Origin of the sequence: Streptomyces humi (assembly GCF_001005085.2) — a bacterium.
Classification (GTDB): domain Bacteria; phylum Actinomycetota; class Actinomycetes; order Streptomycetales; family Streptomycetaceae; genus Streptomyces; species Streptomyces humi.
This window is the reverse complement of the sequence record NZ_LBMU02000022.1, coordinates 34,342-53,390: the sequence shown is the minus strand read 5'-3', so window position 1 is coordinate 53,390 and position 19,049 is coordinate 34,342. Positions and strand designations below refer to the sequence as shown.

Here is a 19,049-nt window from a genome sequence, read left to right as displayed (position 1 = left end):
CGGTTCAACCGGTTCGACAGCCGTCCCCCAAGGAACAGTGCGGCAACGACCATGCACGGAGGGCCTGTTGGGAGCAGTACGCAGACTGGTCGACGCCGACACCGGTGAGCCGGTCCCCTATGCGCCGTATGCCTTCTCCGGCAGGCACACCCAGGTGGACAAGGCCCGGGTCGAGGCCATCACGGAGTCCAAGGCCTTCACGCCCAGTCAGAAGTTCCTGGTGCTCTGGTGGATCGGTGTCTCGCCGGAGGGGATGGAGCCCCTGCGGGCCACGGGAGCCGACATCGCCAAGCGCGTGGGCATGTCGACCGATGCCGTGGGGAAGGTCAACAGGAAGCTGACCAAGCACCGGATCCTGGTCGTCCGCGGACGTATCGGGAATTACAACCTCTATCGGATCAGCCCCTACATCGCGTTTCATGGAACAGGCTTGGAACAGCGTGAAGCGGTGAAAGCATGTAATCCGCCGGACATCCCGGGCTTTGACGAGAACACCCCAGCACGGTGGGAGGCAAAGTGACCAGTGACGACAAGCAGCAGAATCTGAGGCTGCTGGAGGCCACGGCCGGCATGACCGCCAATCAGCGTCTCGTCGTCATGCTCTACGCCCTGCACCCGACTGACCGTTCAGGTGCCGTTCTGGAGACGGCGGCTCAGTTGGCCAAGCTGGTCGGCATGGCGCCGCCGGTCTTCTCCAGGACCCGGAAGCAGGTCATCGGGCTTGGCTGGCTGGAGGAGTCCGAGAAGATCGGGCACATCAGGTACTACCGGCTGACTCCCGGACGACTGGGGGAGCGGGTCGTCGTGCCGCTCCGACGCGCCACCTGAAACGTCCTACGGGTCGCCCCTCATTGACCTGACGTACATGAGGGGCGACCCGTAGGACGTCCTGTCTGCCCTCCCGGCAATGTCCGTGCCAGGGGCTGCTCTTCCGCGGGGACCGGTCTTCGCGGTCATGAAACGGGCGAACGCGTCGATATCCGTAACTGATTCGAACAGTTCGATTCTTCGCTCAGAGCGATTCTCCCGGAAGCCGCTTCGCCCGCATCGGGCCGTCGGCGAGCTTCCGGACGCTCTACGAGCGCTCAGATGCGGACGACGTTCTCTGTTTCCGGTCCCTTCGGTCCCTTTCCAGCTCGCGCGCGGTCCTCTGCCGCAGCGCCGACTCGGCGCGGGCACGGCGGACACCGCGTCACCGTGCGGAGCGCATCCGCACCACATCAGGCCCATGTCGCGCCGGTGTGACACACATGTGTTCCGTGCTCGAGGACCAGAATAGACACGTGTGCGGCGGCGCGGCTCGCGCGCCACATGTGCTTCTGCTCACACCTCGCCCTCCGGACCCCCGTTACCGTAGAACGGGAATGTCACCCCCTTGACGGGTGACGAACGTCGCTGCCATGATTACGTCACCGCCTCAACCGGTGACACGTTGGTGTTCCGGTCGGAGGCGGCCAGAGACCATTCGATCCTGATGGGGAGCACAGCCATGGCAGTCAGCTACACCGCCGTTGTCGAAGTCGACGGAGAAGGCCGGAACGGCGGCCATGCCCGTTCTTCCGACGGCCTGCTGGAGACCGGCCTGGCTCTTCCGAAGGAACTCGGCGGCGCCGGTACCGCGACCAACCCCGAGCAGCTGCTCGCGGCCGGCTGGGCCGCCTGCTTCCTCGGCGCCCTCCGCCGCGCCGCCAGCCTCCGCAAGGTGCGGCTGACCAGCACCACCATCACGGCCGAGATCACCCTGACCCACGGCGACGACGGCGAGTTCTCGCTCTCCGCGGTCCTCAGCCCCGTGCTCGGCGGCGTGGACCAGGCCACCGCGGAGGAACTGGCGCACGCCGCGCACCAGATCTGCCCCTACTCCAAGGCCACGCGCGACAACATCCCGGTCGTCATCAACGCCGGCGCCGCTGCCTGACCTCTCCCGACCGCGGGTCCCGTGTCTCTCCCACACTCCCCACGGGGCCCGCCCCCTCTGTCACACCCACACCGTCCATTCCACACCGTCCATCGGAGAGCGAGGGCAGGACATGGCCTTCATGACGCACACCCGCCCACGGAACGCCGACCGCCTCGGCTTCCTCCTCAAAGGTGCCTTCGTCGGTTCCGGCGGACAGCCGCCCCGGGAGACCGGGCGCATCGCCCAGCGGGACCTGCCCATCGACGCCCAGGTGTGGAACTGGACGGAGAGCGTGCTGTTCTCGGGGTACGGCCCGGGGGCGTCCAGCTTTCGCTGAGACCCGACCCCCGCACTCGGTGCGCGAAGTGGACGGAGCGCGAAAAGGCCGGTCCAGCACGGGATCGTGCCGGACCGGCCCGGGGCATCAGCCCCGCTCGGCCCCGCCCGGCGGGTGAGGTCAGTGGTGCCAGGTGCGCCGGACGAGGGTGCTCTCGACGGCGGTGGCCATCGCGCTCTCACCCGTGGCGTTGGGGTGCACCGGAGCGGCCGGCGTCTCGGGCGCGAAGGTCTCGATCCAGCGCTCGCCGGTCGGCTTGCACAGGTCGTGACCGATCGTCGGCGTGTACGTGTTCACGTACCGAGCCCCGCTCCTGCGGGCCTGGCGGGCCAGCATCGCGTTGAGTTCCTTCTCCTTGTCGCGGACCCAGGCGAAGTCGCCCATGGCCAGCGGCACGGTCTTGCTGGTGCAGCCCACGCCGTCGTCGGGGAAGAGGTCGGGGTAACCGACGACCACGACCTCTGCGTGCGGCGCGCGGTGGTGGACGGCACGCAGCACCTTGGCGACCTTGGGCGCGGTCTGGCCGATGGCGTCCGAGATCTGGTCCGTCCCGGTGCCCGTGAAGTGGGTCCGGCAGGGGGTGCCGGTCGGGTCGGTGGACGTGAGCTGGGCGCAGGTGCCCAGCACGGTCGAGAAGCCGATGTCGTTGCCGCCGATGGTGACGGTGACCAGGTCGGTTCCCCGGCTGAGGGCGTCGAGCTGGGCCGGCACACCGGCGGTCCCCGAGGCCCCCATGTCCGCGGTGGTGGCACCCGAGCAGCTGACGTCCGTCAGCGTCGCACCCTGCGACCGCGCCACCAGCGAGGGGTAGTTCTGGCTGGAACGCAGACAGGTCGCGTCGACCTGGGTGGGCACGAGCGGCGCGGAGGCGTACGAGTCGCCGAGGGCGACGTAGTCCACCCGGCCGCCCGTCGTGGTCGTGCTCGCCGCAGCCGTTCCGGCCGGTGCGAGGGCGGCACCGGCGGAGAGGAGTGCGGCACCCACCGTAAGTGCGCGTCCGGCGCGGGAGGTGGGAAACAGTTTCCTCAAGATCTGTCCTTCCGTGTGCGGTTGAGGGCCCCGCCTCAGGGCGGGCACCCAACCTTCACACGTATCTGAGGGCGACCAGGTGCCGAGGGCACCGGTAACGAATCAGCGACATCTGCTTAAGGCACGGGGGATCCGAGCCCCGTCGGAACACACCGTCAGGTGACTGATGCGGGACATGTGACCCGCGACGGAGGCTGTGCCACGGACCGTAGCGACCTGGCCGTGACCGGACCAGCCGTGACCGGACCAGCCGTGACCGGACCAGCCGTGACCGGAGCAGCCGCAAAAGAACCAGCCGTGAGCGAGCCAGCCGTAAGCGAACTCGCCATGGGCGAACGGAACATCGAAAGCGAGAGCATTGCCATGGACATGAAGCTCGAAGTCGTCATCCTGCCGGTGTCCGACGTGGACCGCGCCAAGGGCTTCTACGTGGAGCGGCTCGGCTGGCGCCTCGACGCCGACTTCCCGATCAACGACGGCTACCGGATCGTGCAGGTGACCCCGCCCGGCTCCGAGTGCTCGGTCATCTTCGGGCAGGGCCTCACCGGGCAGGAGCCCGGCACGCTGCACGGTCTCCAGCTGACCGTCACCGACATCGTCAAGGCGCAGGAGGAACTGGAGTCCCGCGGCGTGCGGGTCGACGGACCGTTCCGCGACGAGACCGGCGCCTTCCACCACGCGGGCGGTACCCACCGGGTGCCGGGCGCCCACCCCGAGCGCGCCAGCTACGGCACCTTCGCGGCCTTCAAGGACGCCGACGGCAACGAGTGGTTCCTCCAGGAGGTCACCGAGCGCGCCCCCGGCCGCTGAGCCTCCGCGTCCCGTCAGCCACGACACCCGCCCCGCCACCGGCGCCCCTCGGACCGCCGCCCGGCCGCCCGGCCGGACCCCATCCACCGGAGGACACATGACGACCGACGACACCCGCACCTACGACGTCATCGTGATCGGCGCGGGGCCGGTCGGCGAGAACGTGGCGGACCGCACCACCGCCGCAGGCCTGAGCACCGTCATCGTGGAGAGCGAACTGGTCGGCGGCGAATGCTCCTACTGGGCCTGCGAACCCAGCAAGGCACTGCTGCGGCCCGCCCTGCTCCGCGCCGACGCCCTGCACGTGCCCGGTCTCGCCCCGGCCCTGAGCGGCCCGTTGGACACGAAGGCGGTCCTGGCGCACCGCGACCGGATGTCCGCCGACTGGAAGGACGACGGCCAGGTCGCGTGGCTCAGGTCGGCCGGCATCGAGCTGCTGCGCGGGCACGGACGGCTCGTGGGGGAGCGCGAGGTCACCGTACGGACCCCCGAGGGCGACACGGTGCGGCTGCGTGCCCGGCACGCCGTCGCCGTCTGCACCGGCAGCCGCGCGGCCCTGCCCGGCCTGCCCGGGATCGACACCGTGCGGCCCTGGACCAGCCGGGAGGCGACCAGCGCCCAGCAGGCACCCCGGCGCCTGGTGGTCGTCGGGGCCGGAGTGGTGGGCGTCGAGATGGCCACCGCCTGGCAGGCCCTGGGCAGTCAGGTGACCCTGCTCGCCCGCGGGGACGGCCTGCTGCCCCGCCTCGAACCCTTCGCCGGTGAACTCGTCACGGAGCGCCTGCGCGAGGCCGGCGCCGACGTACGGTTCGGCACCGAGGTCGTCGCGGTGCGCCGCGCACGCGAGGAAGCCGACGGTGCGGGCCGGGACGGCGAGGTCCTGATCACCCTGTCGGACGGCGGTGAACTCGTCGCCGACGAGATCCTGTTCGCCACCGGCCGGGCGCCCAACTCCGGGGACGTCGGGCTCGACACCGTCGGACTCACCCCGGGGGAGTGGCTCACCACCGACGACACCCTGACCGTCACCGCCGTACCGGGAGAGTGGCTGTACGCCGTCGGTGACGTCAACCACCGGGCACTCTTCACCCATCAGGGGAAGTACCAGGCCAGGGTCGCCGGTGCTGTCATCGCCGCCCGCGCCCGTGGCGAGGAACTCGACACCGGCCGCTGGGCCCGGCACAGCACGACGGCCGACGCCGAGGCCGTCCCCGGGGTCGTCTTCACCGACCCCGAGGTCGCCTCCGTGGGGCTGACCACCGCCGAGGCCGAACGCACCGGCCGCGCCGTCGAGGTCGTCGACCACGAGATCGGGCATCTCGCGGGTGCCCTCCAGTACCGCCCCGACTACCGCGGCCGGGCCCGGATCCTGATCGACCCGGACCGTCAGGTCGTCGTCGGCGCGACCTTCGTCGGACCGGGCGTCGGCGAACTGCTGTACTCGGCCACCGTCGCCATCACCGGCGAGGTGCCCGTCGAGCGGCTGTGGCACGCCGTCCCCGCCTTCCCCACCATCAGCGAGGTGTGGCTGCGCCTGCTGGAGACGAGGCGGGACTCATGAGCACCGCACGCGACCTCGCGCTCGTGGTCCTGGGCCGGCCGCTCGGACGGACCGTGGAACAGGGCGATCTGTCCCTGGCGCTGGCCGGAGCCGAGACCGTCGACCTCCTGGAGAGCGGGGCGTTGACCCTGGACGGTGAGCGCATGGTGCCGGGCGGGCGTACGGCGACCGGCGATCCGCTGCTGGACGAGGCGGTGGCCGCGCTGGTCCGGCGCGAGCCGTACGAGACGGTGGGGGACTGGCTGTGGCGCCGCGGGGCCGAACTCAGCGCCGCCTACGTCGAGGACCTGACGCGGACCGGGTTCTTCGTCCGTTCCCGGCGCCTCTGGCTGTCGGTGCGGGGCGCCGGGACAGTGCCCGCCGACACGCCGCAGCGCCGCCGTGCCGAGCACCGCCTGGCCACGGGCGAGCCCGTCCTCGCCGCCCTGACGGCAGCTCTGGACGCGGGCGATCCGCCCGCGAGTACCGCGGAGTTGGGGGAGGCGGTCACGACGGTACTGGCCGCCGTCGGGAACGCGGTGACGGAACTCGAGGCGGCCCGGCTGCGCCGGGACGCCGAACACGCCGCCTTCGACAACATATGGCGGGCCTAGGGCGCCTGTCGCGCCGGACCCGTCGCTGGGGGACACCTGCCGTACAGCTTGAACACCGGCCGCCGGACAGGTCGTTCTGGATGGGTAGGATCGAAACACATGTGAGTGAACGACTCACATCTGCCTCGTGGAGAAGGACGGATGGCCGGACTGAGTTATCGGCACCGGGCGGATGCCGCCCTGCGCAGTGGCGTGCCCCGGTCCGTCCTGGACGTGGCGGTGGCCGCGTACGAGGCGAGCGCCGGTGACCTGCTGACCGTGTGGGGCGGGATGGTGCAGTACCTGGCCGGGCAGCCCGCCGGGACACGCGAGGCCCTGCTGGGGGCGCTTCCCGGCCGGTACCGGCAGGCACCTCCCGGATCGGGGCTCCGGCTGGGGCTGTTGCACCTCGCGGCGGTTCTGGGCCGGGACAGCGCCACCGACGTGCTGGCCGCCGAGCGCCGGGAAGCGGTCCTGGCGCTCGACAACCGCTGGGCCGTCAAGGACCACGCCCTGCTCCACCTCGCCCGTACCGAACTCGCCACCGGCCGTACCCTGCCCGCCCCGGTCGTGGCCACGGTGCGCCGCTCCGCCCGGCTGACCCGCGACCCCGGCTGGGCGGCCCTCGCCGCCCGGCTGACCCAGCCCCTGCTCAACGTGGGGGAGCGGTGGGCGGACGCGGCACTGGCCGACCTGGCCGGGCGCGGCGCCGCATGGCACGCCCTGGTGGTCCACGCCGGGACCGCGCGGGCCGGCACGCCCACGGAGACGTGGGACCGGACGGCCCGCGAACTGCTCGATCAGGCCGGCGAGGGGGAGGTGCGCCGGACCGTCCTGTCCTGGCTGCCGCTGGTGGGGCAGGCGAGACCCCGCCCGCCGGCCAGGACGGAGACCGCCGCCTGGGGCGCGGTCGACCAGCAGCTCGACCCCTTCAACGCGGACTTCCTGCGTGGCCTCGTGATGCTGCTCCCCCTGACGGGGCCGGACGCGGAGACGGTGTCGGAACTGGGTCGCCTCGTCGACACCTGCACCTACACGGCACCACAGGGCGGTGGGCCGCGCAGTGCGCGGGTCGCCAACGCGGCCGTGGTCGCACTGGGGTGCCTCGGCAGCTCCGCCGCGACGGCGGAACTGCGCGGGCTCGCCGGCCGGACGTCGTACGGCAACACCCGTCGCGTGATCGACCGTCGGTTGCTCCTCCGGGCGCCCTGACGACTCCGGGTGAACCTTTTTCCCCCGCCCGACCGTGAAGGGAGGGGGGAACGCAGGAAGCCCCGGGCACGACGGAACGTGCCCGCGGTCCGTCGTCAGGAGAAGGCACGCCAGTGAAGATCGGTATCGGGCTCCCCAACCAGGTCCGCGACGTCCGGCCCGACACCGTCCCGGCCTGGGCCAGGGCGGCGGAGGACGCCGGGTTCAGCTCCCTCGGCTCGCTCGGCCGCATCGCCTACCCCGGTCTCATGGACACCGTCGCCCTGGCCGCGGCGGCGGGGGCCACCCGCGGGATCGGCCTGATCAGCACGCTGCTGCTGGCCCCGGTCTGGCCGCCGGTCCTGCTGGCCAAGGAGGTCGCGGGCATCGACGCGGTATCCGGCGGACGGCTCACGCTCGGCCTCGGACTGGGCGGCCGGCCGGACGACTTCGTGGTGGACGGCCTCGGCCCGCGGGGCACCGGGAAGCGGCTGGACCGGGACATCGAGACCTACCGCAGCGTCTGGCGCGGCGAGGTGCCGCCCGGCTGCGAGAACCCGGCCGTGCCCGCGGGTACCCGCGAGGTGCCCCTGCTCTTCGGCGGGATGGCGCAGGCGTCCTTCGAGCGGGTCGCCAGGGCCGGCCGTGGATACATCGGCCCGTCGGCTCCGCCCGCGGCCGTCGGCCCGGCCTTCGACCGTGCGCGGGCCGCCTGGCGGGCGGCCGGCCGCGAGGGTGCGCCCTACCTCGTGGCGCTCGCCTACTTCGCCCTGGGTGACGAGGACCGCGGCCGGGCCAACGTGTACGACTACTACCGTCCTGCCGGACCGGAGGGGGCCCGGGCGAGGGCCGCCGAGACCAGCGGCACGGTCGCCGCCGTGCGCGCCACGGTCAAGGCCTTCGAGGAACTCGGCGTCGACGAACTCATGTTGAACCCGACCGTGGACGATCCCGACGAGGTGGCACGGCTGGCGGACGCGGTCCTGTAGCCGCGGTCTACTTGATCACTGTGTACATGACAGATCGCTGCTGCTTGTGCCGCCTGATACGTCCCTTGGCGACCAGGGACTCAAGGGTGTTCCGCACCACCTGCGGCGTGGGCTTGCGGTCCGGGAACTTCTGCATGAGCTCGTCCCGCAACTCCTTCGCCAGGCGCGGCTCCTCGTACTTGCCGAGCAGGTCCGCGAGCAGGTCACCGAGCAGAGGCTGACGCGACTTCCCCTTCGCGCCGGCCTTCGCCGAGGTGCTGGCCGGTGTGTTCGCGGCTGTCGCCGAGCGCCGTGCGGCGGCGGTGGTGGCGGCCTTCTTCGGCTTCGCCACGACCGGCTCGTCCTGCAACTGCTCGGGCAGGCGGGACGCGTCCGCGAAGCCCTCGTACCGCTCGGCGAGGTTCAGGATGTCCGCGAGAAGGGCTTCCTCCTGCTTCAACACCGTGATCCGCTCCGTCAGCTCCTGCTGTCGTCGGCGGTTCTCCTCCAGGTCCGACGCGGCTTGTTCCACGTACCGCGACCGGAGCGTGGCGGCTGACTGGCTGGTCACAACCGTTCACTCCCTCGATATGGATGACGTTGCGCATGGTACCCACGCCGAGGGTCCCGTGCTGATAAGTGTCGACGCCAGACGGTTCGTCGGGCATGTTCACTCTTCACGATAAGCGCTGAGGTGCCTGCGCATGCGGGGTGCGCTGGCTTTTCTTCCACCTTTCGGGGGGCCGACGACGTCACCCGCCCGGGACTCCCCTCGAACATACTGCCCGGTAAGTGTGTCGGGGAACCGTTTCGCCCGCCCTTTGTGGACCGATGCGGTCCGCCCCCAAGCGCACGGGGATGCCTTGGGAACCGCAGCCCCGGGCAACGGCTGGACGGCGCCGACCGCCCCCGCGGACCTCCACGAGCGTCGACATATACGGACGCACACCTTCCGCACGCCCCGCCAACACATTTCACTGTAGGATGTCTTCATCCAAATAGGCACACGTGTTTATGTTCGCGCGTCGCCGACCTGTCCGGTGTCCCTGACCGGTCGTTCCACCGCGCCCGCGGACCCGCACACCGGGGGACGGCAGGAGTCGTTCACAGCGCCGCACACGGACTCCCGCAGTGCCATGACCGCGTTCCGCAGCTCCGTCGGCAGGGGAGCGTGCGCCGTGCCGGACCGCGTACCGGGGCGGCCACGGCCCCAGAGCGGGCCCTGCGGTCGCGACCACAGGGGCTCCGGGGCGCCCGCGGCCGTCTCCCGCGCACCCACCGCGCCGTCCGCCCGCACCTCACCGGGATCCAGCACGGGCACCCGGCCGGAGGCCACCGCACGGGCCTCGCGCACCAGCCGGCGCCAGCACACCGGCGAGGCCTCCCGGACCGTGTCGGCCGTGACCGCTTCGTCCCGGTGCACGGGCTCCGTGGCCTGCGGAAGCCGGAAGTTCGAGGCCATCATCACGGCGGTGGCGCGAGCCGCGACCTCGGCACGGGCCGTCGTCAGAGCCTCCAGGACGCTGTCGCCGAGGCTCGGGGCCCGCATCTCGCGGAACCGCTTGTCGACGAAACTGATGCCGGCGGCGCGACCGTGGGCATCCACCGTGACCTCCACGACGCCGTCCCTGGAACGTGCCGTCACCGACAGCGCCCTCATCTGTTCCCGGGCCCTGGCCAGGGCCCCGTGCTGCTCGGCGAAGTCGGCAAGGGCTTTTTCCAGACGACTTCCCGGTGGTGTGTTCATCGTCCTCCTCTGCCGCCGAACCACCCGTGGGCGGTTCGGCCTCGGGACGGCCGCACAGCCCGCCGCTCCGGGCACCTCCACGGCGCCCGCGCGCCCGCTCGAGCCGTCTCCGCGTCCGCGGGAAGCGCACTCGGACCGAAACCTTTTCCGGTACATGAAGGACACGATCGGAGGGCACACTTGGTTCACACCGGACCAGGACGGCACCGCCCCCGGCGTTCCGGCGGCAGACGGGCCCGTCACACGCGGACCCGTCACACGCGAGCCGGGTATGCTCCGTGCCGAGCTCCCCGCCACCGCGTACCGGGACGGAAGTGTGTCCGCGGCGGCGGGGGCGATCCCGAGCCGGACCGCGCCGGAGCCCCGTGGACGTCCGACGCGCCGGTCCGCCCCCACCTGGAGGATCCTTGTTCAGCATCACGGTACGTGACCACATGATGGTCGCCCACAGCTTCCGCGGAGAGGTCTTCGGCCCGGCCCAGCGGCTGCACGGGGCGACGTTCGTGGTGGACGCGACCTTCCGGCGGCCCGAGCTGGACGACGACAACATCGTCGTCGACATCGGCCTGGCCACCTCGGAACTCGGCAAGGTGATCGGTGAGTTCAACTACCGCAACCTCGACGACGAGAAGCAGTTCGACCAGATCAACACCTCCACGGAGTACCTGGCCAAGGTGATCGCCGACCGCCTGGTCGAGGCGATCCACGCGGGGACGCTCGGCGAGGGTGCCCGCGGCATCCGCCAGGTGGCCGTGACGCTGCACGAGTCGCACATCGCCTGGGCCGGCTACGAACGCGACGTCTGACACACGTACCGGAGCCCGTGCCGCCGACCCGGCGGCACGGGCTCCGGGCCCTCGCGGAACCGCTCAGCCGCGCACCGTCACGGGGGGAGCGTTGTACCCCTCGGCCCGCAGCCGCGGCCGCCCCGAGGACAGCGCGGAGGCGGGCCACGCGAGGGCCACCGTGCGGGTCTCACCGGGCAGCAGCCACAGGTAGTTGTCGTCGTAGAGCGTCGGCAGGACCCGGCCGCCGTCCTCGTCGAGCAGGGAGAGCCGGACCATCGCGGCGACCATGGAGCCCCGGTTGCGGACCGTGGCGGTGGCGGCCCGCCTGTTCCCGTCGTGCGTCACCCCGCTGAGGGAGGCCGACAGCCTCGTCTGCCGGACCTGGTTGAGGGCGCGCAGCGCCTCGGGGGTGCGGCAGCGCCAGTAGGTGTTGCGCGACAGCACCCGTCCCCGCCCGTCCGTCAGGGCCAGCCGCAGCAGGTGCAGGTCCGGCAAATCGTCCGCGGGGGCCGCGCCGAACGCCACCGCCGAGGCCGCGGGCGCCACGTCCACGCGTGTGCGCCGGGTGACTTCGAGCCGTCGCCCGGACAGGTCGTACGTCTCCGCGCTGACCGTCGCCCCGCTGAGCGCCGTACGGGTGTGGTTGACCGCGATGACCTCCCACTTCACCGGGTCGGCCTGGACGTGCAGCGGTTCGCAGGCCGTGCGGCAGCCGAAATAGGCACCGTTGACGTCGAAGTCGTAGTCGTAGGTCTGCCAGACCGTGCTGTGCCAGGCCGGGTGGGACATCCACAGCATCAGCCCGCTGGCGTTGTCCCACAGGTTGGCGTTCCACGCCTCGAACATGGCCCGGAAGTTCTCGTAGTTGACGAACTGCGCCTTGCGGGTGAAGTCGTCCAGGTCGCGGGCGGCACCCAGCCGGCTCTCGACTGCGGCCTGGTAGTTCTGCGGCGCCTGGTTGCCGTGCTCGCTCCAGTCGTGGTGGTACCAGGCGCCGCCGACCGGCCACTCCGGCCCGTCGGAGCCGACCATGGCCCGGGTGCTCTCGGCGGTGGAGACCACGGGCATCCCGATCTCGGTGTGGAAGCCGAAGTCCTTGCTGCCGTACGTCGACGGGTCGAAGTAGCGCTCCGGCTCCACCCAGCCGTAGGGGCCGCCGCCGGTGACGATCCCGCCCGCCGAGTTGTTCTGGTAGAGCACCCCGGGCACCTGGCTCTGCACCGCCCTGCGCATACCGTCGTCGACCGCCGCCGGCGGGTTGCCCTCGTTGGCCCCGCACCACACCGCCACGCTCGGGTGGATGCGGTAGCGCAGCACGGTGTCGCGGGCGACGGACAGGAACGCCTCGTGGTCCGGCGGGTCCATGCCCCAGGCGTTGGGGAAGTCGTTCCACACCAGGATGCCGTGCTCGTCGCAGGCGGCGTAGAACTCCTCGCGGTTGCTGCTGCCCACCCAGTTGCGGATCATCGTGAAGTTCATGGCGCGGTGCATGCGTACGGCCGCGTCCATGCGCTCGGCGGGCATCCGGCGCAGCAGTTCGTCCCAGCCCCAGTTGCCGCCGCGCACCAGCACCCGTACCCCGTTGACGCTGATCTTCAGCGGGTCGGGGGTGTTGGAGACGGTCGTGACATCGGCCCAGGTGTCACCGTCGTCGGAGACCTGGACCGTGTACGTCTTCGGGTACGCCTGCTCCCAGACGACGGCCACCCGGTCGAAGCGCCGGGCGGTACCGAGGTCCACCTGGATCCACTGGTGATCCTCGTAGGCGGAGGACCAGCGGGTGTTCGGGTCGCCGTCGGTGGCGTGCGCGGCCGGGTGGCCGTCCTCCGTGCTGGAGGCGGTGGCCGTCCGGCGCAGGGCCAGGTCGGTGCCCGGCTCGGCGCTGTCCACGACCGCCAGCGACCACAGTGAGGTGCCCCAGCTGGTGTTGCGGATGCCGCAGGACAGACGGACGTAACGGGCCGTGCGGGCCTCGAAGTCGGTCACCCGCAGACTCGCGTCGCCGCTGTTGAACGGCAGCGGCACGGCCGTGTTGTCGACCGAGGCGGCGTCCGTCCACTGCTCGCCGTCCGCGGAGACCTGCACGACGAACGTACGCGCGTAGGCCTGCTCCCACACCAGGTCGACCCGGTCGAGGGACTGCACCGAGCCGAGGTCGACACGTATCCACTGGTCGTCCTCGTAGGCGGAGGACCAGCGGGTGCCCGGGTCGCCGTCGGTGACGTTGGCCGGCCCGTGGTCGTCCTCGTCGGTGCTGGACGCCTCGGCCGGAGCGCGCAGGGCGAGGTCGGTGCCCGGCCGGGCGCTGTCGAACACGGACAGCGCCCACAGCGAACTGCCCCAGCCGGTGGCCCGGGTCAGGCAGCGCACGCGGACGTGGCGGGCCTGCCGGGCGTCGAACCGCACGGTCTGCGTGTACGCGTCCGAGGACGGGGTGAACGCCAGCGGGGTGTCGTACTCGTAGCCGAACTGCCGGATGCCGAACCGGGTGGTGCGCCGGTCGCTCTCGGAGCCGCCGCTCACCGCCGTCAGCGTGAGGTCGTGCAGGGCGGGCTCGCCCAGTCCGTTGGGCCACCACAGCTCGGGGCCGCGCACCCGCAGGGCGCCGAACGCGTCGGGGGAGAAGACGACATCCACGTCCGCGCCGGCCGCGACGGTGACCGTACGGGAGACCCGCACCTCACCGAAAGCGGCGGTGACGGTGGCCTCGTGGTCGGCGGAGTCGGCGTTGCGCACCGGGACGGTGACGGTCAGTTCGGCCACCGACAGGTCAGGCAGCTTCGGCAGCACGGTGTCCACGCGCGGGTCGCCGATCACGATGTGCCCGGTCGATCTCAGCCGGACGTGGTTCCAGATCCCCGCCGCCCGGTCACGGACGGCCGGCATCCAGTCCCAGCCCGAGGACGCCAGGTACGTCGGCGAGTTGCGGTTCATCGTGTCGGCGCCCGCGTCCACCCAGGACTCACCCGCGGGACCCTTGTCACCGGGGCTGCCGGGCACCGGCATGGGGGAGACCCGCACGGCGAGCGCGTTGCCGCCCTTCGTGGCCAGGAACGCGCTGACGTCGATGACGGAGCGGGCGAAGGGAAACGTCACTTCGCCCACTCCGTGTCCGTTGAGCCAGATCTCGGCCTTGTGGTTGACGCCGTCGAACTCCAGCCAGACGTGCCGCCCCGCGCCGGTGCGCAGACCGCGGGGCACCTCGAACTCCCGCCGATACCACCAGGAGTGCCGGGAAAGAGCCTCGGGGATGCGCAGGTTGTTCAGTCCCGCCACGGGGTCGGGCAGGTGGCCCTGGTCCACGAGGGAGCCCAGCACGGTGCCGGGCACGGTCGCGGGCAGCCGGCGGCCGGTGTCCGCGCCGGCCCTCGACAGCGCCGCGCCGTCGCCGTCCGCCCAGTCGTCCAGGGTGAGCGTCCAGCCCGACTCCAGCGGCACCGTGCCGTCGGCGGCGAAGGCCAGGGCGGGGGCGCCGGCGTGACGGGTGCCCCAGTCGGTCCAGCCGGTGGCCTTCGGGCGGTGGGCGGGGGCGGTGCCGTACACCTCGAAGCCGTTGAGGCCGAGCGGGTTCGCGTCCGAGCGCCGCAGGGCCGTCATCCGGACCCAGCGGGCCGCGACCGGCTCGGCCAGCGGGATGTCCACCACACCGCCGGTGCCGGCTGTGCTGCGGTACACGCTGCCCCAGGTGCGCATGTCACGGGACGTCTCGACGACGAACTCGGTCGCGTAGCTGGAGAGCAGCTCCGCGCCGGTGGTTCCCTGGCGCGGGTTTCCACTGCTCGGAGGGGTGAACACCGGGTCGCCCGCCGCGGCTTCGAAGGTCAGCCGGATCCGGTCGACGCGGCAGTCCGCCTCCAGGTCGACCGAGATCCACTGCGGGTCGCCGGCCTCGGCACGCCAGCCGGTGCCGCGTACGCCGGGTACCGGCACCGCGTCCACCGCGAACTCCGCGGGAGTGGGCGCGTAGGCCTGCGAGGAGACCCGCACCGGGCGGTAGGCGGCGAGCTCGCCCGCGGCGGGGGAGGAGCCGGCGCCCGTCGGGTCCGCGGTGCGTTCGGCCGCGCCGGCCACCGGGGCGAGCACCGTGCCGAGGCCGAACCCGGCCAGCAGGGTCGAACCGGTGGCGACGACGGCACGCCGGGAGGGGAGGTGCGATGGACTCGGCTGATCGGCCATGGATGAGTCGTCCAATCACAGGCGGGTGGGTCGGGAGCGGTGCATTGCCGGACACGGACGCCCCGCGATCTGACAACGTTGCCATAGGCTGTTGCGGCGAACACTTTCCTGTCAAGGCTCATGACGACGGTGAATGACGGGACGGGCGTCCGACGCCGCGGAACCGCCGGTGCCCGACGGACGGGACAAGGCGTCCCTCGCACACCTGTGCCGGCGGAGCTCCTGCCGAATGAGAAACGTGCCAACACGACCAGGATGTCTTCCGGGGCGCCGTGACGACTACCTCCTTGCCTCGCGGTCGTCACATGTGTTCTCTTTGGAACGAGCGCCGACGGGTAGGGCAAGGCGGCTCGACGCGGGTGACATACAACTCACATCCCCGTGGTCGTTTGGGCCCTGCTGTCACGGGGAATCGGTGCGGCGGGCCGGTAAATCCCTGTTGGGGCGGGGTCTCCCGGTTGCCCGCGACCGGTTCTGGGACATGTGTGCTCGCCGGTCCGGGGCACGGCACTCGGGCGACACAAATGCAGCATTATTCCGGCACCCGGCGCTGCCTACAGTGCGAGCGCGGAGGTTGCATCCGGCCTCCGGTCGCCGCTCGAAGAGAACCAGGATGGTCCAGAACACTATGGCTACGCCCCTCACAGCCATGTCCCGATCCGATCTGCTCGGCACGATCATGAGGGAACACCGGGACGGTCTTGTCTCGTACGCCGAGAAGATGCTGGGTGACCACGGACTCGCCGAGGACATCGTCCAGGAGACGATCATCCGTGCCTGGCGGAACATCGACCGGCTGCTCGGGATGGAGGGCTCGGTACGCGGCTGGCTCTTCACCGTGACCCGGCACCTGGTCATCGACTGGGTCCGCAAGCCCCACGCGCGCCGGGAGGTCGTCGGAGTCAGCTACAGCGACCCGGTTCTGGGCGCCGACAGCACGGAGGCGGTGCACCACGCCCTGGTGGTCCGGCCCCTGTTGCGCCAGCTGTCGCCCGAGCACCGTGCCGTGCTGGTCCACATATACCTGTGCGACCGCAGCATCCAGGAGACCGCCGGCATCCTCGGGGTGCCCGCGGGCACCGTCAAGAGCCGCCAGCACAACGCGCTGCGCAAACTGCGCAACGCGGCCCGGCCGGAGGCCGCCTGACGGGGTACCGCCGGCCGCCGCCCCCGGAGGTGCCGCCCTCATGCCGGAGGACGGCGGGGCTGAGCCAGGGTTCCGCCGGGCGGAACCCGTCCGCTCCCCGGCGCCGTCCGGTTTCAGAAGCCGGTCGATTCCAGACAGGTCTCCAGCGCCGAGGTCAGCCGGCGCCGGAACGTCTCGCCGCGGGGATGGTGGCTGATGGAGCGGACCAGTTCCGGCAGCAGATACTGCTCGGCCACGATCCACTCGGCGGCGTCCGCGCGGCCGCCGAACCGCTGGGGCCGCACACCCGGCCTCGGCGGCGGCAGGATCACGGTGGAGCGGTGCGGAGCGAGCAACGCGGTGGCGGCGTCGGCGCTGTAGAGATAGTGCTCGAACATCCGGGACAGCGCCTCCGACCGTACCGTCGGCGCGTCGAGGAGCGAGCTCAGCTCCCGCGCGTAGGTGCGCAGCAGTTCATGACATGTGTACCTGCCCGCGGCCAGTTCGACGAGCAGACAGTGGTCCATCAGCTCGGCCACGTCCTGCCGGGTCCTGCGCAGGTCGGTGCCTGCCAGGCTGGCGGCGGCAGGCACGGTGACCTCGCGCGAGAGGTGCAGGCTGAGCAGCCGGAACAGGCGGGCGGCGCTGCTGCTCAGTGCTTCGTAGGAACTGTGGAACGAACTGCGGAGGTCGGTGCGGGCGTCGCGGCCGGACAGGGCGTCGAGACAGTCGTCGGTGTCCTTGAGCCTGGCCGCGAGCGAGGCCAGGGGGAAGTGGGGCTGGAGCAGTGTGCGGGTGGCGGCGACCGCGAGCGCCAGCGGCAGCCCGCCGCACAGCTCCACGATCTCGACCGCGGCGGCGTACTCGGCTCTGATCCGGTCGGTGCCGAGGCGCCGGTCGAGCAGTTCGAGCCCCTCCTCACGGCTCATGGGCTCCAGGGTGATGATCCGGGCGTTGTCCGTGACGGCGAGTCCCTCCATGTGCCGCCGGCTCGTGACGACGGCGAGAGAGCCCGGAGCGGCGGGCAGCAGGGGCCGTACCTGTTCGCAGTCCTCGGCGTCGTCCAGGACGAGCAGCAGCCGGCGCCCGTCCAGCGCGGTGCGGTAGGCGGCGGCGAGCGCGGCGGCGCTCGGGTGCGCACGGTCGCTCTTCACACCCAGCGCGTCCAGCACCTCGGTGATGGCCTCGGCCGGTTCGAGCGGGGCGCGGGAGGTGTGGTGGCCCTGGAGGTCGACGTAGATCTGTCCGTCGGGGAAGTGGTCGGCGACCAGATGGCCCCAGTGCACGGCCAGTGTCGTCTTGCCGACGCCTGCCATGCCGCAGATCGCCGCGGTCATCGTGGGCGGCTGGCACTCGCCCTTCAGCGGCAGCAGTTCCAGGCACTGGCTCAGCGCCTGCTGGCGGCCGGTGAAGGAGAGGCAGTCCGCGGGCAGCTGGGCGGGCCGGCCGGCGTCCCCGGCACGGGATGCCGCGCCGGCCGGGTCCCGGGCCACCCTGCGCTGGAGCAGATGCTGCTGGGCGGCGCGGAGTTCGGGGCCGGGCTCGACACCCAGCTCCTCGGCGAGCGCGCCACGGATGTTCTCGAACTGCCGCAGGGCTTCGGCCGGTCGGCCGGTGACGGCCAGCGCGCCGATTAACCGGGAGTGCAGGGCCTCGTCGAACGGGTGGCTCTCCACGGCGTGCCGCAGCACCGCCAGCACCTCCTCGGTCAGGGCGGGGGCCGCGGTCAGGACGGCGTCGGCGGCCTCCTTCACCGTCGCGACGAACTCGTGGCCGACCGAGGTGAAGACCGGGTGCCGTGCCACCGAGGTACCGGCGGCCACGACGGGCCCGCGCCACAGCCGCAGTGCCTCCACGAAGTCCTGCGCGGCCTGTGCCGGGGCACCGCCCTTGACCGCGAGCTGCGCCTGGGCCCGCAGGTCGCGAAAGCGCAGCAGGTCCGAGGTCGAGGTGTCGACCAGCAGGCGGTACCCGTCGGCGGCCCGGACGAGATGTGCCGCGTTGGTCCGGCTGCGCAGCTCCGGTTCGAGCGTTCTGCGCAGCGCGCCGATGTGCCGGTGCACCACGTTGACGGCACTGGTGGGGGGTTCGTCGTCCCAGAGGATGTCCACCGCTTCGCTCAGGGTGAGCGGGCCGGGGGCGCGCAGCAGCAGCAGGGCGAGCAGGGCGAGTCGTTTCGGGGGACCCAGATCGATCTCGGTGTCCCCGCGTATCGCGCGCACGGTTCCGAGGATTGAGTAGCGCACTGTCGCGTCCATCTCGCGGCTGGCCTCGCTGTTTCTCATCTGGTGCTGCTGGTTGCCCGTCCGGTCTGCTGTCACAGCAGCGGTGGGGGGCCAGGCCGTGTCCTGCCGAGGAGCTTGTTGCCAAGACCGCGAAGTTTAGCCATGTCGCGTGACATGTTTTCGCACCCGAGGGACGCCCCGTGCCGGGTGTCACGGGGGTTCCGCGTACGCGGGAGGTGAGCGGACATGTCATGAACCTCCGAAGGGGCGGAACGGCTTGCGGGGTGTGCCGACACGAGGCCACCGTGCCGCTCTTCTTCGTGGCGGACCGGTGGTGTGCGCCGGCCGCGGCCGGAACCGCTCGTGGTCACGCCCGGTGCCACCACGAGGGTGTCAGCGGTCACGTGTGTCGGGATCCGTCCACTGACTCGGCACTTCTTCCCGGGCCGGTTCCCCGATGCGTCGAATGACGGTCGGGGTGTGACCGGGTCCGCGATCGACATGTGTGCCTCCTCGCACCAACCAGTAACCGTTTTGACCGGTGACGACTTCACTGCGACCCTCCCATGTCCTTGCGTCACCTGTCAAGACGGTTACTTTCCGGTCGTGGGTGCCGAGG

Annotated in this window: 16 protein-coding genes; 11 read left to right on the top strand and 5 right to left on the bottom strand. The window is 71.5% G+C overall.

Annotated elements, in window-relative coordinates; translation table 11 throughout:
* The first annotated feature begins 67 nt into the window (after positions 1 to 67).
* From AAW13_RS08850 to AAW13_RS08835, 4 genes are all read left to right on the top strand, one after another.
* The gene (locus AAW13_RS08850; protein ID WP_046730237.1) at positions 68 to 520 is read left to right on the top strand and encodes a MarR family transcriptional regulator; all 453 of its coding nucleotides are present in this window, start codon (positions 68 to 70) and stop codon (positions 518 to 520) included.
* Positions 517 to 828, top strand: coding sequence for a replication initiation protein, RepL2 (locus tag AAW13_RS08845; protein WP_046730236.1), 312 nt, complete (start codon positions 517 to 519; stop codon positions 826 to 828). The genes AAW13_RS08850 and AAW13_RS08845 overlap by 4 nt, the downstream gene beginning before the upstream one ends.
* Before the next feature lie 661 nt (positions 829 to 1,489).
* Complete coding sequence (locus AAW13_RS08840) at positions 1,490 to 1,918, top strand: Ohr family peroxiredoxin (RefSeq protein ID WP_046730235.1); 429 nt, start codon at positions 1,490 to 1,492, stop codon at positions 1,916 to 1,918.
* A gap of 121 nt (positions 1,919 to 2,039) precedes the next feature.
* The gene (locus AAW13_RS08835) at positions 2,040 to 2,237 is read left to right on the top strand and encodes a hypothetical protein (RefSeq protein WP_143144992.1); all 198 of its coding nucleotides are present in this window, start codon (positions 2,040 to 2,042) and stop codon (positions 2,235 to 2,237) included.
* A gap of 120 nt (positions 2,238 to 2,357) precedes the next feature.
* On the opposite strand, the gene AAW13_RS08830 is transcribed toward AAW13_RS08835, so the two are convergent.
* Positions 2,358 to 3,221, bottom strand: coding sequence for an SGNH/GDSL hydrolase family protein (locus AAW13_RS08830; RefSeq protein WP_046730233.1), 864 nt, complete (start codon positions 3,219 to 3,221; stop codon positions 2,358 to 2,360).
* Positions 3,222 to 3,629: 408 nt separating this feature from the next.
* Between AAW13_RS08830 and AAW13_RS08825 the strand changes: the two genes are divergently transcribed.
* The 5 genes from AAW13_RS08825 (at position 3,630) to AAW13_RS08805 (ending at position 8,389) form a co-directional block, all read left to right on the top strand.
* Complete coding sequence (locus tag AAW13_RS08825; protein WP_046730232.1) at positions 3,630 to 4,076, top strand: VOC family protein; 447 nt, start codon at positions 3,630 to 3,632, stop codon at positions 4,074 to 4,076.
* Between the two features lie 97 nt (positions 4,077 to 4,173).
* The gene (locus AAW13_RS08820; protein ID WP_046730231.1) at positions 4,174 to 5,637 is read left to right on the top strand and encodes a dihydrolipoyl dehydrogenase family protein; all 1,464 of its coding nucleotides are present in this window, start codon (positions 4,174 to 4,176) and stop codon (positions 5,635 to 5,637) included.
* Entirely contained in the window at positions 5,634 to 6,230 is a 597-nt protein-coding gene (locus tag AAW13_RS08815) for a GPP34 family phosphoprotein (RefSeq protein WP_046730230.1), read from the top strand. The genes AAW13_RS08820 and AAW13_RS08815 overlap by 4 nt, the downstream gene beginning before the upstream one ends.
* Before the next feature lie 141 nt (positions 6,231 to 6,371).
* Positions 6,372 to 7,421: a hypothetical protein gene (locus tag AAW13_RS08810; protein WP_052768585.1), complete on the top strand. Its 1,050-nt coding sequence runs from the start codon at positions 6,372 to 6,374 to the stop codon at positions 7,419 to 7,421.
* A gap of 113 nt (positions 7,422 to 7,534) precedes the next feature.
* Positions 7,535 to 8,389, top strand: a complete 855-nt coding sequence (locus AAW13_RS08805) for an LLM class flavin-dependent oxidoreductase (protein WP_046730229.1) — start codon at positions 7,535 to 7,537, stop codon at positions 8,387 to 8,389.
* Between the two features lie 7 nt (positions 8,390 to 8,396).
* Here the strand turns inward: AAW13_RS08805 and AAW13_RS08800 are convergent, their stop codons facing one another.
* Together AAW13_RS08800 and AAW13_RS47385 are read right to left on the bottom strand one after the other, a co-directional pair.
* On the bottom strand, positions 8,397 to 8,939 hold the full coding sequence (locus AAW13_RS08800) for a hypothetical protein (RefSeq protein WP_206306177.1): 543 nt from the start codon (positions 8,937 to 8,939) through the stop codon (positions 8,397 to 8,399).
* 441 nt (positions 8,940 to 9,380) lie between these two features.
* Positions 9,381 to 10,115, bottom strand: coding sequence for a YbaB/EbfC family nucleoid-associated protein (locus AAW13_RS47385; RefSeq protein WP_167391696.1), 735 nt, complete (start codon positions 10,113 to 10,115; stop codon positions 9,381 to 9,383).
* Positions 10,116 to 10,522: 407 nt separating this feature from the next.
* Between AAW13_RS47385 and AAW13_RS08790 the strand changes: the two genes are divergently transcribed.
* Positions 10,523 to 10,921: a 6-pyruvoyl trahydropterin synthase family protein gene (locus AAW13_RS08790; RefSeq protein WP_046730228.1), complete on the top strand. Its 399-nt coding sequence runs from the start codon at positions 10,523 to 10,525 to the stop codon at positions 10,919 to 10,921.
* A 63-nt stretch (positions 10,922 to 10,984) separates the two neighbouring features.
* On the opposite strand, the gene AAW13_RS08785 is transcribed toward AAW13_RS08790, so the two are convergent.
* Positions 10,985 to 15,079: a discoidin domain-containing protein gene (locus AAW13_RS08785; RefSeq protein WP_046730227.1), complete on the bottom strand. Its 4,095-nt coding sequence runs from the start codon at positions 15,077 to 15,079 to the stop codon at positions 10,985 to 10,987.
* Between the two features lie 649 nt (positions 15,080 to 15,728).
* Here AAW13_RS08785 and AAW13_RS08780 point away from each other — a divergent pair.
* Entirely contained in the window at positions 15,729 to 16,226 is a 498-nt protein-coding gene (locus AAW13_RS08780) for a sigma-70 family RNA polymerase sigma factor (protein WP_079178753.1), read from the top strand.
* Positions 16,227 to 16,339: 113 nt separating this feature from the next.
* Here the strand turns inward: AAW13_RS08780 and AAW13_RS08775 are convergent, their stop codons facing one another.
* Positions 16,340 to 18,427, bottom strand: a complete 2,088-nt coding sequence (locus AAW13_RS08775; RefSeq protein WP_240528572.1) for an AfsR/SARP family transcriptional regulator — start codon at positions 18,425 to 18,427, stop codon at positions 16,340 to 16,342.
* Positions 18,428 to 19,049: the final 622 nt, after the last annotated feature.